Source organism: Staphylococcus capitis subsp. capitis (genome assembly GCF_040739495.1).
GTDB lineage: Bacteria > Bacillota > Bacilli > Staphylococcales > Staphylococcaceae > Staphylococcus > Staphylococcus capitis.
Genome location: NZ_CP145263.1, coordinates 1,917,342 through 1,932,211 on the forward strand (window position 1 = coordinate 1,917,342; position 14,870 = coordinate 1,932,211).

The 14,870-nt window shown below is 32.4% G+C and carries 16 protein-coding genes and 1 tRNA gene; 5 read left to right on the plus strand and 12 right to left on the minus strand.

The features are described from left to right. Positions 1-183: 183 nt before the first annotated feature. Positions 184-1,194 (minus strand): type I glyceraldehyde-3-phosphate dehydrogenase, encoded by a 1,011-nt coding sequence (gene gap, locus V6C74_RS09535; RefSeq protein ID WP_002432992.1) that lies wholly within the window; start codon positions 1,192-1,194, stop codon positions 184-186. A gap of 52 nt (positions 1,195-1,246) precedes the next feature. Next, entirely contained in the window at positions 1,247-2,260 is a 1,014-nt protein-coding gene (locus V6C74_RS09540) for a sugar-binding transcriptional regulator (RefSeq protein WP_002452764.1), read from the minus strand. A gap of 367 nt (positions 2,261-2,627) precedes the next feature. Between V6C74_RS09540 and V6C74_RS09545 the strand changes: the two genes are divergently transcribed. Beyond that, positions 2,628-2,882, plus strand: a complete 255-nt coding sequence (locus V6C74_RS09545; RefSeq protein ID WP_002452763.1) for a hypothetical protein — start codon at positions 2,628-2,630, stop codon at positions 2,880-2,882. Positions 2,883-2,931: 49 nt separating this feature from the next. On the opposite strand, the gene V6C74_RS09550 is transcribed toward V6C74_RS09545, so the two are convergent. Next, the gene (locus tag V6C74_RS09550) at positions 2,932-3,714 is read right to left on the minus strand and encodes a DUF4887 domain-containing protein (protein WP_002452762.1); all 783 of its coding nucleotides are present in this window, start codon (positions 3,712-3,714) and stop codon (positions 2,932-2,934) included. Between the two features lie 326 nt (positions 3,715-4,040). On the opposite strand from V6C74_RS09550, the gene V6C74_RS09555 reads away from it, so the two are divergent. The 3 genes from V6C74_RS09555 (at position 4,041) to V6C74_RS09565 (ending at position 5,723) form a co-directional block, all read left to right on the plus strand. Continuing rightward, a complete protein-coding gene (locus V6C74_RS09555) occupies positions 4,041-4,214 on the plus strand; it encodes a hypothetical protein (protein ID WP_002452761.1) in 174 nt (57 codons plus the stop codon). Between the two features lie 395 nt (positions 4,215-4,609). Further along, positions 4,610-5,509, plus strand: a complete 900-nt coding sequence (locus tag V6C74_RS09560; RefSeq protein WP_002452760.1) for a TIGR01777 family oxidoreductase — start codon at positions 4,610-4,612, stop codon at positions 5,507-5,509. 31 nt (positions 5,510-5,540) lie between these two features. Beyond that, positions 5,541-5,723: a hypothetical protein gene (locus tag V6C74_RS09565; protein ID WP_002452759.1), complete on the plus strand. Its 183-nt coding sequence runs from the start codon at positions 5,541-5,543 to the stop codon at positions 5,721-5,723. A gap of 249 nt (positions 5,724-5,972) precedes the next feature. Here V6C74_RS09565 and clpP read toward each other — a convergent pair whose 3' ends face one another. Then, positions 5,973-6,560, minus strand: a complete 588-nt coding sequence (gene clpP, locus V6C74_RS09570; RefSeq protein WP_002452758.1) for an ATP-dependent Clp endopeptidase proteolytic subunit ClpP — start codon at positions 6,558-6,560, stop codon at positions 5,973-5,975. 191 nt (positions 6,561-6,751) lie between these two features. On the opposite strand from clpP, the gene V6C74_RS09575 reads away from it, so the two are divergent. Further along, positions 6,752-6,823, plus strand: a tRNA-Arg gene (locus tag V6C74_RS09575). 167 nt (positions 6,824-6,990) lie between these two features. Here V6C74_RS09575 and whiA read toward each other — a convergent pair. The 8 genes from whiA to hprK form a co-directional block, all read right to left on the minus strand. Next, the gene (gene whiA / locus V6C74_RS09580) at positions 6,991-7,935 is read right to left on the minus strand and encodes a DNA-binding protein WhiA (RefSeq protein ID WP_002452757.1); all 945 of its coding nucleotides are present in this window, start codon (positions 7,933-7,935) and stop codon (positions 6,991-6,993) included. A 124-nt stretch (positions 7,936-8,059) separates the two neighbouring features. Next, positions 8,060-9,055 carry a YvcK family protein gene (gene yvcK / locus V6C74_RS09585; RefSeq protein ID WP_002452756.1) on the minus strand — a complete coding sequence of 332 codons (996 nt, stop codon included), beginning with the start codon at positions 9,053-9,055 and terminating at the stop codon, positions 8,060-8,062. Next, positions 9,052-9,963 (minus strand): RNase adapter RapZ, encoded by a 912-nt coding sequence (gene rapZ, locus V6C74_RS09590; RefSeq protein WP_002452755.1) that lies wholly within the window; start codon positions 9,961-9,963, stop codon positions 9,052-9,054. Before rapZ ends, yvcK begins: the two co-directional genes overlap by 4 nt. A gap of 169 nt (positions 9,964-10,132) precedes the next feature. After that, positions 10,133-11,074 carry a thioredoxin-disulfide reductase gene (gene trxB, locus V6C74_RS09595; protein ID WP_002452754.1) on the minus strand — a complete coding sequence of 314 codons (942 nt, stop codon included), beginning with the start codon at positions 11,072-11,074 and terminating at the stop codon, positions 10,133-10,135. A gap of 65 nt (positions 11,075-11,139) precedes the next feature. Further along, positions 11,140-12,579, minus strand: a complete 1,440-nt coding sequence (locus tag V6C74_RS09600; protein WP_367141506.1) for a tetratricopeptide repeat protein — start codon at positions 12,577-12,579, stop codon at positions 11,140-11,142. Then, complete coding sequence (locus V6C74_RS09605) at positions 12,579-13,073, minus strand: DapH/DapD/GlmU-related protein (RefSeq protein ID WP_016898326.1); 495 nt, start codon at positions 13,071-13,073, stop codon at positions 12,579-12,581. Before V6C74_RS09605 ends, V6C74_RS09600 begins: the two co-directional genes overlap by 1 nt. 8 nt (positions 13,074-13,081) lie before the next feature. After that, on the minus strand, positions 13,082-13,918 hold the full coding sequence (gene lgt / locus V6C74_RS09610; RefSeq protein ID WP_016898327.1) for a prolipoprotein diacylglyceryl transferase: 837 nt from the start codon (positions 13,916-13,918) through the stop codon (positions 13,082-13,084). A gap of 6 nt (positions 13,919-13,924) precedes the next feature. Further along, a complete protein-coding gene (gene hprK, locus V6C74_RS09615; RefSeq protein ID WP_002452750.1) occupies positions 13,925-14,857 on the minus strand; it encodes an HPr(Ser) kinase/phosphatase in 933 nt (310 codons plus the stop codon). Between the last annotated feature and the right edge of the window lie 13 nt (positions 14,858-14,870).

Here is a 14,870-nt window from a genome sequence, read left to right on the forward strand (position 1 = left end):
AATTAGGAAAACTTTATATAAAAATAAGCGGAGAAGCGTTTGTGCTCCCCGCTTACTCATAAGCTTATATATCTAATTAAACAGTACAGAGCACTAATCAAATTATGAACGTTTGAGAGAGCCACTCTCTCGACATGTGTACTTTAAATAACTTGAATAACGTGCTTATACACCATGCTTCAATTATTTAGAAAGTTCAGCTAAGTGAGCTAATGTACGAACTAATTGAGAAGTGTAAGACATTTCATTGTCGTACCAAGCTGCAACTTTAACTAATTGACGGTCACCAACAGTCATTACACGAGTTTGAGTAGCGTCGAATAATGAACCATAAGTCATACCTACAACGTCAGAAGATACGATTTCATCTTCAGTGTAACCGAATGATTCGTCAGAAGCTTGTTTCATTGCTTCATTTACTTGATCAGCTGTTACATCTTGTTTATCTAATACTACTGTTAATTCAGTTAATGAACCTGTTGCAACTGGAACACGTTGAGCTCCACCGTCTAATTTACCATCGATTTCTGGAATAACTTTACCAATTGCTTTAGCAGCACCTGTAGAGTTAGGGATAATGTTTTCTGCTGCTGCACGAGCACGACGTTTGTCGCCTTTTCTGTGAGGAGCATCTTGAGTATTTTGGTCACCAGTATAAGCGTGGATAGTAGTCATTAAACCTTCAACTAAACCAAACTCATCATTTAAAACTTTAGCAACTGGTGCTAATGAGTTAGTTGTACAAGAAGCACCTGATACAACTGTTTCAGAACCATCTAATTCATCATGGTTAGTGTTGAATACGATTGTTTTTAAATCACCTGTAGCTGGAGCAGAGATTAATACTTTTTTAGCACCTGCATCGATGTGAGCTTGTGCTTTATCTTTGTCAGTGTAGAAACCAGTACATTCTAATACTACGTCGATGTCTAGGTCTCCCCAAGGTAATTTGCTTGCATCTGGTTCATCGAATGATTTAATTTCTTTACCGTTAACACGGAATCCACCATCGATGACTTCAACTTCTCCAGTGAAGCGACCTTGCATAGTGTCATATTTTAATAAGTGAGCTAACATTTCATCATCTGTTAAGTCGTTAACTGCAACTACTTCTAGACCTTCTACATCTTGGATTCTTCTGAATGCTAAACGACCAATTCTACCAAAACCATTAATTGCTACTTTAATTGCCATTATAATGGCCTCCTTTAAAAATGATATTTAAAAAGTATTAAACTTTTTATTACTATTGTAAAATAACTTTCGCTGCAGCTTCGTCTGTGATTAATACAGTATTTTCTGGAGCAATTGAAAGATAAGCTTTAATTGCTTCTCCCTTAGATTGTCCACCTGCTACAGCAAAGATAAAATCTTTACTCTCAAGATCTTCTAATTGTAGTCCAATTGTTTTAACTTTATGAACTACTTTACCTTGAGCATCAAAATAATATCCAAAAGCTTCTCCAACGGCTTGATGATGTTGAAGTTTATCAATCACTTCTTTTGGTGATTGACGTCGATGCGCCATCTTCAGCGCATCACCAATACCGTGAATTGTAACATTTGCTTGTTTAATTTTATCTAGTGTATGAATTACTGATGGCTCTAACATCAAAGTATCATATGTAGACTCACTTACATTATCTGGTACGTATAATGTTGTGTAGTACCCACCAGCTTGTTGCGCCATACTAGAAGAAATAGTATTTGCTTGGTAGACCATATTTTCACCTAGTCCACCACGAGCTGGCACAAAGAAAACATTGAATGGTAGCAAATGAATAGATTCACTTACATATGCCATTGTAGATCCTCCAGTTACAGAAACAATCGCATCTTCATATAAGATACTTTCTAGTAACTGACCAGCCTGTCTTCCTATTTCTCTTTTTACTGTTTGATTTGAGTCTGAATCACCTGGAATGACGTGAACATCTTTAATGTCGAACTTTTTCTTAATCGCTCTAGCCATTCTATGATCATCACTATAAACATTGAAGTAATCACTAAGTTGTGATAAGACTTCTGTACCTTCATTAGTGATTTCCATACCAGTTGATTTGACTTTAATTAATTCTTGTTTTTTTAACATGTCTGTTTCAGATCTCAAGACCCTTTCAGTCATGTCCATGTGTTCACTTAAACTTCTTCTACCCACTGGTTGGTTTTGAGAGATAGTAGTTAAAATTGAAAAACGTCGATACATTTTGTCAACAAGATCAGGAACGAGCTTTTGCTGAACTTTAATTAAGTCTTTCACTACTACCTTCCTCCTTATATCTTTATAAAAAGGTAATCGAGGGGCTACTCACAACCATGGGTTGACTTTTTAAGTCCCGCCTGGGACAAAAATTAACCTCTTTACACTTGCAATAGTACTATTGCGTATAATAAATTGCAAGCAAATTAACTCAAATTTTCTTTAATATTTATTAAAGTTGATAATAAAACGTTTACATCCTTGTAGCGTCAACAACGAGCTCCAAAAGGTTCATAATATTGTTTTATTACCTTTACGAGATAATTTTACCCAAGCTATATTAAATATAATCATCTATTTTAAATCTATGAATAATTCAATTATAATTGTATTGTTACAAAGCATTTCATAAAGAGGGATACAAAAAATGACGAATGAGAATAATAAAGACCCAAAGAAAAAAGTAGAAGTGATAGACCCAAGCGATTTACGTTATAAAGATGATGACTATTTTAAATCAAATCCTAACACGAATGGATACCATCAATTTGAGGATGAAAAGATGATTAGGAAAACATATTCTTATGGATGTACACATACTGGTTGCGGTTGTACTATAGGGTGTTTCTCAATCATGTTCATATCCTTTTTATTATCATTATTAGTATATTGGTTATTCTAAATAAAATATCAAAAGTCAACGTCCGTAGCAGTGGACGTTGGCTTTATTTTTAATCTTCATTTGAGCTTTGTGAGCTATTATTTGATGAATTTTGATTACTTGAGCTTTGATTGCTTGATCTTTCCTGAGTACTATTGCTTTGGTTACTAGATTGTTGAGACTGACTCGTATTTCTTTGAACAGATTGATTATTACTATTGCTATTATTTGATTGCGATTGTTGTTTACTATCATTTTGTTGAGAACTTGGTTGTTGTGAACTAGGCTGTTGAGATGATGATTTTTCTTCCGAACTTGGTTGTTCTTGAGTTTTATTATCACCTTTATTTTCTGATTTGGACTTCTCAGTTGTCTTCTCTTCGGTTTGTGCTTCTTGAGTTTGTTGAGATGATCGTGGTTCTGCCTTGTGTTGTTGAGTTTGCTTTTCTTGAGTATTTCGTTGTTGTGTAGGAGTCTGTTGTGTCTTCTTAGATGTATTTGGTGTTTGTTGCGTTGACTGCTTCCTTTGTTGTGTTTGCTGTGTCTGTTGCGTCTGTTGTGTTTGTTGTGTTTGACGCGCTTGTTGTGACTGTTGTGTTTGCTGCGTAGCTTGTTGAGTTTTGTTTACTTTAGTGTCTTTTGAATTATCTTTATCTTTCTTTTTATCTTTATCCTTATCTTGATCTTTATCTTTCTTATCATTTTTCTTTTTATCATTTTGTTCAGTTTTATCACTGTTAAGACGCTCATTAGCTTTTTTAGAACTGTCTACAAAAGAGAATATTCCAAATGCTAAGCCAATTAATAAAAGTAATACTATAGTGGTACTAATTATTTTTGCCAAACCACTCATTCCTTACTTACCTCTCTTTCATTTATTAGGAATTCATATATAATAAAATTTAAGTTTGTTATGATTATCCATTCTCACTAAAATGATTATTCAATGATTAACTTTGGAAAATAAAACACATCTATTGAACATAGTCGAATGAAATATTTATTTATAATTCAACTTTATATAATGAACTAACTATAAGACAAAAGCAATTAATTATAATTCTCTAAAAACTGTAAGTTTACATATTTCTATTCTATTTATGATAACATCATACTAATAAGTAAACACTATATTTTTAATATCTTAATCTAAACTTAACACGAATGGGATGTGATTAAATGTATGACTTTAATAAATATATGTCATTTAATAAACAATCTCAAAATAATTTGAAATACATGATGATTGAAAATGATAATTATGAAGACGGTAAGTCAAACCATCTTGCTGGATTTATAATCACATTATTAATCATAGCTCCTATTGTTATATTTAAATGGTTACTTGGGTAATAGTAGAATATATTAATCTAGTAGATAATAACCTCAAATTAGACTAACCAAACAATTATTGAAACTTTTAAATCTGTTGGTTAATTTTCTGTAAAAAGTGATTTATGTATTTTAAAATATAAAAAAGGACCCATACGTTGCTCGCATGGATCCACTACTAAAGGGAGTCAAAATTTACCTTCGTTAGTATATTATGGGGTATACTCATACTAATTAAGAGATGTTTAATTAATTATCGAAGGTACAATTTCATTATAACTTAAATGTTTTAATTTTAAATGCAAATTCACAAAAGTATTTGACATCTTATTGGCTAAAAAATGTATAATTTTTGAATATTAATAATCAATATCAATAAGGTAAGCGCTTATATTTTTTCAAAATGAGGTGAAATGATGAAACAATATTTAATTACTGGTGGAACTGGAATGGTAGGTTCACATTTAGTAAATGAAATTAAAAAAACAGACGCACATATTACTATCTTGACTAGACAAGATAAAACTTCTAATGAATCAAAAATCACCTACGTCAATTGGTCCAAAGAAGGTTGGCAAAATGAAGTTCCTGATATAGATGTAGTTATCAACTTGGCAGGTGCAACACTCAATAAACGTTGGACAAAATCACACAAACAAGTCATGATGGTTAGTCGTATTCAATCTACACAAGCTTTATATGAGTTGTTTGAAAATCGTACGCAAAAGCCAGAAGTTTTATTTAACGCAAGTGCAATGGGATACTATCCTCCTGACTTATATTACAGTTATACAGAATTATATAAAACTTTACCTTTTGATTTTCTATCAGATATTGTTTACCAATGGGAACGTTTTGCAAATAAATTTAAAGACTTTGGAACACGAGTAGTTCTAGGAAGATTTGGACTTATTCTTTCTGATACAGGTGGCGCATTACAAATGATGGAATTACCGTATCGTTTTTACGTAGGTGGTAAATTAGGTTCTGGTCAACAGTGGTATTCTTGGATTCATATTGATGATTTAATCAGAGGTATTTTATTCACTATAGATAATGAAGATGCACAAGGTCCTTTCAATTTAACTGCACCAATCCCTGAAAGACAGAACTTATTTGGATATACTTTAGCTAGAGCAATGCATAAACCACATGAAACTTGGGCACCAAAATTAGCAATGCGGTTAGTTCTTGGGGAAATGTCAACGGTCGTTCTAGACACTCAAAAGGTTTTACCAAATAAGTTACACGCACTCGGCTTTGAGTTTAAATTTAACAATTTAAAAAATGCGTTAGATGATTTAGTTAAAGCCTAAGAATTTACAACGTACGAAGAAGGTTTACAAAATGAAAGACAACCAATTAACTTATATATTGTTAATTATTGCTAGTATTTTATTAATATTGAATGGAATATTTGCATTTGATCACACAATAGCAATGATATTAATGTCACTACTCTTTACTATTGTAGGTTTAATATTATTCTTTGTGGTTTTGCGATTATTTATAAAAGAAAAGAAGCGCTAAGCAATAAAATAATCAAGAGACATGAATTGTGATTTAAAAAAGTTGAACATGTTAATTTGACTTTTAGTTTTCACATTATCATTGTCTCTTTTTTTATTGTTACATAGCCATCCTTAGTGGTATTATCAAAAACTTTTAAGATCCTACAAGAGGAAAAATATAAGCAAAATCCATAAAAAAAATGCCTACAAAGTCAGTAACTTTGTAGACAATTCAAGACATAATTAATCAAATGATTCTCTCTTTTAATTATTTACCTTCTGGCTCCATTACTTCATCGATTAAACCATATTCTTTTGCTTCTTCAGCAGTTAAGAAGTTATCACGGTCCGTGTCTTGTTGAATTTTTTCAATTGATTGACCTGTACGCTCAGCTAAAATACGATTTAATTTTTCACGAGTTTTTAAGATATGGTTTGCAGCAATTTCGATTTCAGTTGCTTGACCTTGTGCACCACCTAAAGGTTGGTGAATCATTACTTCAGCATTAGGTAATGCAAAACGCTTACCTTTAGCTCCTGCAGCTAATAAGAATGAACCCATAGATGCTGCCATACCAATGCAAATTGTTTGAACATCCGGTTTAATATGTTGAATTGTGTCATAAATAGCGAAACCTGCTGTTACACTACCACCTGGTGAATTAATATATAAGTAGATGTCTTTTTCAGAGTCTTGAGCTTGTAAGAATAACAATTGAGATACAATTGAATTAGCTACATTATCATCAATTTGAGAACCTAACATAATAATACGGTCTTTTAATAAACGTGAATAAATATCATATGCACGTTCACCGCGATTTGTTGTTTCAATAACTGTAGGAATTAAATTCATCTATTTTTCCTCCTTGTAATAACTATTATATTTTATTTTACCTTAAAAGTCAAAAATGGTCAAAACATTAACTTAACTATTTAAAAATTCAGTTTGACGCTTAACTATAAGATTTGTAAACTAGAATTATCGTTTTTAATTGTACTGTTATCATTATTATTAGTACAGAAAAATGTTTCTATTCTCATTTACCCCTCGTAGTGTAATGGATAACACATGAGATTCCGGTTCTTATAATAGAGGTTCAATTCCTCTCGAGGGGGTATATAATTTAAAAATTCATACATTTTAAAATGAGGAACGCTGTAATGACGGCGCTCCTTTTTTATTATGTATTATAATTGAATCCCTATATCAAACTAATTTTTAAGGGTCTGAGTCCCTAAACATAAATTAGGTATTTTTGAACTCTTTCAAAAATACCTATTTGTTACATTTCAATTTGTTCTCCATTACGTATTTTATCTGCAAGTTCATTGAGCTTTCTTAATCGATGGTTCATACCTGATTTAGATATTGGTCCAGTAGAAACCATTTCACCTAATTCTTTCAATGATATCTCTTGATGTTCAACACGTAATTTAGCTACCTCTCTTAAGCGATCTGGTAAGTTATCTAAACCAATCTCTTGATCAATAAGTTGAATACTTTCAACTTGCTTCATAGCTGCGCTCACTGTTTTATTTAGATTTGCTGTTTCACAGTTTACTAATCGATTAACAGAATTCCTCATATCTCTCACAATACGCACATCTTCAAATTTAAGTAATGCTTGATAGCCACCTATTAAACTAAGAAAATCTGAAATTTTTTCAGCCTCTTTTAAATAAGCAATACTACCCTTTTTACGTTCAAGATGCTTTGCATTTAATTCATAACTATTCATTAATTTAGTCAAACCTTCTGAATGACTTTCATATTGCGAAAAGATTTCGAGGTGGTAAGACGATGTCTCAGGATTATTTACTGAGCCACCAGCAAGAAAGGCGCCTCTTAAATAACTACGTCTCATTTCATCATCTTTAATCATGTCAGGATCTATTTCATGAGTAAAGATGCCCTCTTTAAGTATTCCGAGATCGTTTAAGATTTCTTTCGCTAACATTTTTGTACGACAAATATAGATGTTGTTTTTCTTTAGTTTCATCTTTTTTCGAACTAATATTTCAACTTCTACATTAAAAATCCGTTTAATAAGAGAGTATATTCGTCGTGCTGTCGTTGCATTTTCAGTCTGTACATTAATTACGAATTGTTGATTCGATAAACTAAGCGCGCCATTCATACGAATTAATGCACTGAGCTCTGCTTTTGCATTTGCTTCATCAACTTCAATACGTGTTAATTCATTTTTCATGTCTGATGCAAAGCTCATAGAATACTCATTCCTTCCTAAATCAACTCTATTTTGATCTCTGTATGGTCGACATAGAGATTACGTTACACTACTTTGATAAACACACGTAAGCTATCATATCATAACAAATATTCTACTAACACTATTTATGTTTATCATTAGGATTAAACTGAATTGTGCTTGTTAATTCTAATGCAAGCTCATATATCATACCTGATAAAACTTTAGTATTATGACGTACCAAATGTTCGTCAGAAATTTCAATTAAATTTGAGGCTGTTAACACTCTTATACCTTTATTTTTAAGCTCTTCTTTATGAACTTCTACAGGTTTTGAGTTTTTTTCTTCATATCTACGTAAAACGTCTTTGCTATAATTTTCATTACTGCAAATGACAAAATCAATAAAATCTTCGCCGACTTGTTGGCAGATAGCATCTATATGTTCTTTAACATCGTAATTATCAGTTTCTCCTGGTTGAGTCATTACATTAGAAACATAGAGTTTTGGCGCTTTAGAGCGAAGTAATGCTTCAGAAACCCCTTTAACACATAAATTAGAGATAACACTTGTATATAATGAACCAGGCCCAAGAACAATTAAATCAGCATGTTCTAAAGCTTCAACCGCTTCTTCCATAGGTTCAACGTCCCCTGGTTCTAAAAAGACACGATCTATTTTTTTATTTGTTTTAGGTATATTAGTTTCGCCACGAACAATTTCTCCATCTTCCATGACTGCATTTAGTTGTACACTAGTATTAGTTGATGGAATAACTTGACCTTTAATATTGAGAACTTTACTTAGCTCTTTAATCGCATGACCGAAATCATTTGTTATACTAGTCATTCCTGCAATAACTAAATTCCCTAGTGAGTGACCGTCGACTTGGTTTTCATTAAAACGATATTGAAAAAGTTGAGTTAATATTGATTCTGAGTCACTAAGCGCTGCAATAACATTGCGTATGTCACCTGGAGCAGGTATATCCATAACGTCTCTAATCTTCCCTGTGCTTCCGCCGTTATCAGCGACAGTAACAATAGCAGTAATATCTATAGGGAATTCTCTTAATCCTCTTGCTAGAACAGATAAACCTGTTCCTCCTCCGATAAGTACTACTTTCATTTGCTTCATTTTTTCTCTCCACTTTCAATATGGGCATCTCTATGATGCACATAAACATTGTAATCAAAAATCTCATTAAGATATTCGCCTAAACGTTTCGCTAGCGCAACTGATCGGTGTTGACCACCTGTACATCCTATAGCAATAACTAACTGTGATTTTCCTTCTTTTTTATAACCTGGAATCATATATTTTAAAAGGTCTGTTAATTTGTCAAAGAAGATTTCAGTTTCTTTCCATTTCATTACATAGCTATAGACCGGCTCATCAAGACCAGTTAACGGGCGCAATTCTTCTACGTAGTATGGATTTGGTAAAAATCTTACGTCGAATACTAAATCAGCATCCATTTGAATGCCATGTTTAAAACCAAAACTTGTAACATTAATCGTAAATGTTTCAAAATTATCATCTAAATAAAATTTAGCGATGCGATGCTTTAATTCTTTAGGTTTTAATAGTGTCGTATCTATAACAAAGTTTGCAATGCTTCTAATTTCAGAAAGATGTTCTCTCTCTTCATTAATTGCTTCAATAAGAGAACGTTGTCCATTTTCATTCAATGGATGTGCTCTTCTAGATTCTTTATAGCGAGAAATCAATTTTTCTGTTTTGGCTTCTAAAAACATTACGTCTACGATAACATCATTACGACTTTTAATAATATCAATTTCTTTAATTAAAGATTTAAATAACTCCTTCCCTCTTAAATCAATAGCAATTGCCACCTTTTGTAAAGAAGGATTCCCTTGTTCCATAAGTTCTACAAATTTTGGTAATAAAACTGGTGGTAAATTATCTACGCAGAAGAACCCCATATCTTCAAGACTTTGTATCACTAGTGATTTACCCGCTCCTGACATGCCTGTAACAACTAATAATTCACTTTTACTAATTTCATTTTCGCTATTATTCATTTTTTAAGTCACCACCATTTAAGTTCTTCTCTTTATCCTTCATATAATTAAATTAATCTTATCATATTAGTATATCTAAAGGCATCTTCTTTAATAATTAAAAAAGCTAGAACAATTGAGTGCGACTACTTATCGACATCAATGTCCTAGCTACATATGATTGCGTGGATTAATTTTCTAATTTATCTTTAAGCTCTGTGATATAATCCGCTGCACTTTGAGCTGCAATACTACCGTCTCCTGTTGCAGTAACGATTTGACGTAATCCTTTATCACGAACATCTCCTGCTGCAAAGATTCCAGGCACATTCGTACTCATATCAGCATTAGTAACAATATATCCTGTTTCATTAGTAATTCCTAAATTAGTAAACGGCGCTGTTAAAGGTTTCATACCAATATAAATGAAAACACCGTCAGCATCATACGTTTGTTCAGACCCATCTTTAGTAGATTCTAAAGTTACTGATCCTACTTTGCCATCTTTCTCGTTAATTGTTTTTAAAGTATGACTCCAGATGAAATCTACTTTTTCATTTTTGAAAGCACGTTCTTGTAAAATATTCTGTGCACGTAATTCATCTCGTCTATGAACGATTGTTACTTTATCAGCGAATTTAGTTAGGAATGTTCCTTCTTCAACTGCTGAGTCGCCACCACCGATAACAAATAATCGTTTATTTTTAAAGAAGGCACCGTCACATACAGCACAGTAACTTACGCCACGACCACCAAGCTCTTGTTCTCCAGGTACGCCAATTTTTTTATATTCTGCACCAGTTGAGATAACTACTGCATGCGCAGTAATCTCTTTATTACCTAAGTCAATTACTTTGTAGTCACCTTTATCTTCTACAGATTTAATATCTCCATATTGATACTCTGCACCAAATTTTTTCGCGTGTTCAAACATTTTCGTAGACAAATCTGGACCCGTAATCATTTCAAATCCAGGGAAGTTTTCTACCTCTTCAGTGTTGGCCATCTGACCACCTGGCATACCACGTTCAATCATAACTGTTTTTAAATTTGCACGAGATGCATAAACTGCTGCTGTCATACCGGCAGGACCTGCGCCGATAATGGCTACGTCAAAATCTACTTCAGTCATTTTTAAAATGCCTCCTAGTTATTAATCATTATCGCATTATATACTATACCATTTATTTCATAAATTTATATGCTCAAAATAAAGGCAATCGTTTTATCTAATTTATATCGCGTGACTTCGAAAGAATCAATAATTTGTTTCTTAGTCATAGCATGATTGGTATGTTTATAATGCATATATACAAATGCAGCTAAATATCTGTCTACCTCTGCCAAATCAACTTTTTCAGAGATAACCGCCTCAGCTTGATCAATCCAATCAATAAATAGTGAGGTATCATTTTTAAAATAGTCTATTTCATATAATTTCAACATACCTCTATGGATAAAATCTAATTTATTTAATGTTAACCCTTGTACAAGGTACGTAAGGTATAATTTTTCATAATCATTCATTGATTCTAAGATAGACCAAATCTCTTCTGTCATAAGAATTTCTTTACCATTGAGTTGGTTTAATAAAAATATTCCATATAGTCTATAATGACTATCGTCATCTAACAAGAGCGGAAGAATACGTTGGTTAAAGACCGATTTGCTTTCTTCAAGCACCCAAGGCGCATAACCAACATCGACTTTTGATATTTGTAATAGTTTATTCCAAAATTCTACACTTTCATCTTTATTTCCGAGGTAATAAAAATTAAAGCTCAATGCATTATACATTTGAATCGATAAAAACTTCCCTTTTTTATATAAAGGATAAAGTAAATTTTGAGATGCTTGATACTGTTTTAAATAACTTAAAACAATTCCAAGCTTAAAACTTTCATCATCGTTCATAGGTACAACTTTGTTTAAAATTTTAAGATACCTCTGATATTTCTCCATTTCATTTGTGTTATAAAGTAAAAGTGTATAGTGGCATAAGGCATGAACGTCCGAATTATCTTCACTTAATAATGCTTCAAACATTTCTTTTGCTGTCTCATATTCACTTAGATAAAGATAACACATCGCAAGCAAATTACGAATGACACTATGTGATTGTATATGTTCTTCTTGACTCAAAATGTATGCTCGCGCGTTATTTAGACGTCCTTGAGAAAATAAGTATTGAAATAATAATTGTGTGGCAAATAGTTGCGCTTCTAATTCTATTTTATGTTCACTTGTATAGGTCACTTCAAATGTCTTTTCTAGCACTTCTCTAAAATCTTGATCATCTGTTAAAAGTACATAATTAATACCAAACAAGAATGCCTTGTTTGGTTCATTCAATTCTATATTTAATTGACTTAACTCATAGAAGCTATCTGCAACATGAAAATCATTCACAATATTTTCGTAGAATATATGCTCCGCTTTTCTACCTAAATTTATTTTCGTTAAACATTGTGCATAATGTAATTGAATATCATAATCTTCAGGTGACAATTCGAGCACTTTGCTATAATAATTTGCCGCTTTATTATAATCTTGTTGTTGCCATTTTTGGATAGCCATTTTACGGTAAAAAGTTTCATCGAAAATCATTGGTATAATCTTATTGTCTTCTTGTGCCATTAATTGTCACCTCCTCTATCAACTTCTATATGCATAGGATTACCAATTACAAAGCTATAATCAGGTACATCTTTAGTGATGACAGTACCAGCTCCAACTTTAACATGGTTTCCTATTGTAACTCCTGGTAATATCGTTACGTTCGCACCAATTAATGTATGATGGCCTATGGAGACTCTACCATATCTCCACTCATCAACAAGTACTTCATGCGTTAATATTGTTGTATTATAACCAATAACACTATTGTTGCCAACAGAAATTAACTCTGGATAAAACAAGTCAGGTGAAACTTTATATGCAAATGATGTATTCTGACCTATAGTCATTTTTAAAAACTTACGATAAATATAACGTTTTAAACTCATACTTGGTATAAAACGAGAAATTTCAATAATACAAGTTTGTTTAAATACCTTAGGAAACTTCACTATTTTATAAACTTGCCACAAAGGATTTATGGAAAATCGATTTTGTTTATTTAATCGTCTCACTATAAACACTACGCCTTTTTACCTGGCCATTGAAGTGGTCCAGAATTTTTAAAAGTTGAAGGATGAAACTTAACTCTTCTATATATTATAAGCATAATACTAACAATGATTAGAATAATTGATACGAGCTGTGCAACTCTAATATGACTTGTAAGCATTAAACTATCAGTTCTCAGGCCTTCGACGAAGAAGCGGCCAATTGAATACCAAATAAGATAAATAAAGAACGTTTCCCCTATTTTTAGATGCTTCCTCAAAGTAATTAAGATTATAAAACCGAGAACATCCCATACAGATTCGTATAAAAATGTAGGATGATAATACTGACCTTCGACGTACATATTTCTAATAATAAAATCCGGTAAATGTAAGTGCTCTAAAAATGCTTTTGATACAGGACCACCATGAGCTTCATGGTTCATAAAATTACCCCATCTACCAATACCTTGAGCTAATATAATACTTGGCGCTACAATATCACCGATTTGTAACGGGTGTAAATTTTTAGACCTACATACGATAACACCTGTTATAAATCCACCAATTAAACCACCATGGATAGCTATACCTCCATGCCATATTTTCGGTATTTCACCTGGATTTTGCATGTAATACGGCCATTGGAAAATCACAAAGTACAATCGTGCGACAATAAAACCGAATATAGCACTATAAAATATAATATCTATTAAAGTATCTTTATGTAAACCAACTTTTTTTAGTGCTGCTTGTGCAATAAAATAACCCAATAAAATACCACATGCGATAATAATTCCATACCAACGAACGTGAATAGGTCCAATACTAAATGCAATTGGATCAATATATCCTAGAGTTAAACCCATTTCGTACTACTCCTCACTTTTATGACTATTGCGAACGATTTCTTCATTTAAACGTTCACTAAACTCTTCTGCTGTATTAATTCCCATGATATTTAATCGATAATTCATCGCTGCAACTTCAATAATCACGGCAACATTTCGTCCAGGTCTGACAGGAATTGTTTTTTTAGTAATTTCAGTATCGAGAATTTTTAAAGTTTCCTCGTTAAGTCCAACTCGATCATATAATTTATCTTTGTTCCAATTCTCTAAATTGATATTTAAGCGAATTTGTTTCTCAGTCAAAATAGATCCCGCACCAAATAGAGTCATTACATTAATAATTCCAAGTCCTCGAATTTCCAGTAAATGTTCAATTAATTTAGGTGGTTTTCCTATTAATTCATCTTTAGTGATTTCTTTAATCTCAACATTATCATCAGCAACGAGTCTGTGACCACGTTTAACTAATTCTAATGCAGTTTCACTTTTCCCTATACCTGAATCACCTGTGATGAGTACACCTACACCATATACATCAACAAGTACTCCATGTAATGAAGTAGTTTTAGCTAATTCATGTTCTAAAAATGTAGTTAATCGACTCATTAAACTTGTCGTAGCATCTTTAGCAATGATAATAGGCGTATTTAATTCTTTTGCAGCAGAAATTAATTCTTCAGGGGGCTCCAATCCTCGCGTCACGATAATTGCAGGAGTTTCAGGTCGGCATAATTTTCTCATTCTTCCTTCTTTCTCATCATCAGGAAGTAAATTATAGAAAGATAGTTCAGTTGTTCCTAATAATTGAATTCTATCTGAAGCATAGTGAGAAAAATAACCTGCCATTTCTAAACCAGGACGCGATATATCCGTATTTTTTATCGGTCTATTTAAGCCCTGTTCCCCGGCGATTAACTCTAAATTAAGTGTATTAACCAGTCTTTCTGTTGTTAACATGGGTTCACCTCAA

Coding starts and splice junctions, on each gene's coding strand:
- lgt (WP_016898327.1), bottom strand. CDS start 13,918: ATGGGTTTAACTCTAGGATATATTGATCCAATTGCATTTAGTATTGGA.
- V6C74_RS09555 (WP_002452761.1), top strand. CDS start 4,041: ATGTATGACTTTAATAAATATATGTCATTTAATAAACAATCTCAAAAT.
- gap (WP_002432992.1), bottom strand. CDS start 1,194: ATGGCAATTAAAGTAGCAATTAATGGTTTTGGTAGAATTGGTCGTTTA.
- V6C74_RS09565 (WP_002452759.1), top strand. CDS start 5,541: ATGAAAGACAACCAATTAACTTATATATTGTTAATTATTGCTAGTATT.
- yvcK (WP_002452756.1), bottom strand. CDS start 9,055: ATGAAGCAAATGAAAGTAGTACTTATCGGAGGAGGAACAGGTTTATCT.
- V6C74_RS09550 (WP_002452762.1), bottom strand. CDS start 3,714: ATGAGTGGTTTGGCAAAAATAATTAGTACCACTATAGTATTACTTTTA.
- trxB (WP_002452754.1), bottom strand. CDS start 11,074: ATGACTGAAGTAGATTTTGACGTAGCCATTATCGGCGCAGGTCCTGCC.
- V6C74_RS09545 (WP_002452763.1), top strand. CDS start 2,628: ATGACGAATGAGAATAATAAAGACCCAAAGAAAAAAGTAGAAGTGATA.
- V6C74_RS09560 (WP_002452760.1), top strand. CDS start 4,610: ATGAAACAATATTTAATTACTGGTGGAACTGGAATGGTAGGTTCACAT.
- clpP (WP_002452758.1), bottom strand. CDS start 6,560: ATGAATTTAATTCCTACAGTTATTGAAACAACAAATCGCGGTGAACGT.
- whiA (WP_002452757.1), bottom strand. CDS start 7,935: ATGAGCTTTGCATCAGACATGAAAAATGAATTAACACGTATTGAAGTT.
- hprK (WP_002452750.1), bottom strand. CDS start 14,857: ATGTTAACAACAGAAAGACTGGTTAATACACTTAATTTAGAGTTAATC.
- V6C74_RS09600 (WP_367141506.1), bottom strand. CDS start 12,579: ATGGCACAAGAAGACAATAAGATTATACCAATGATTTTCGATGAAACT.
- rapZ (WP_002452755.1), bottom strand. CDS start 9,963: ATGAATAATAGCGAAAATGAAATTAGTAAAAGTGAATTATTAGTTGTT.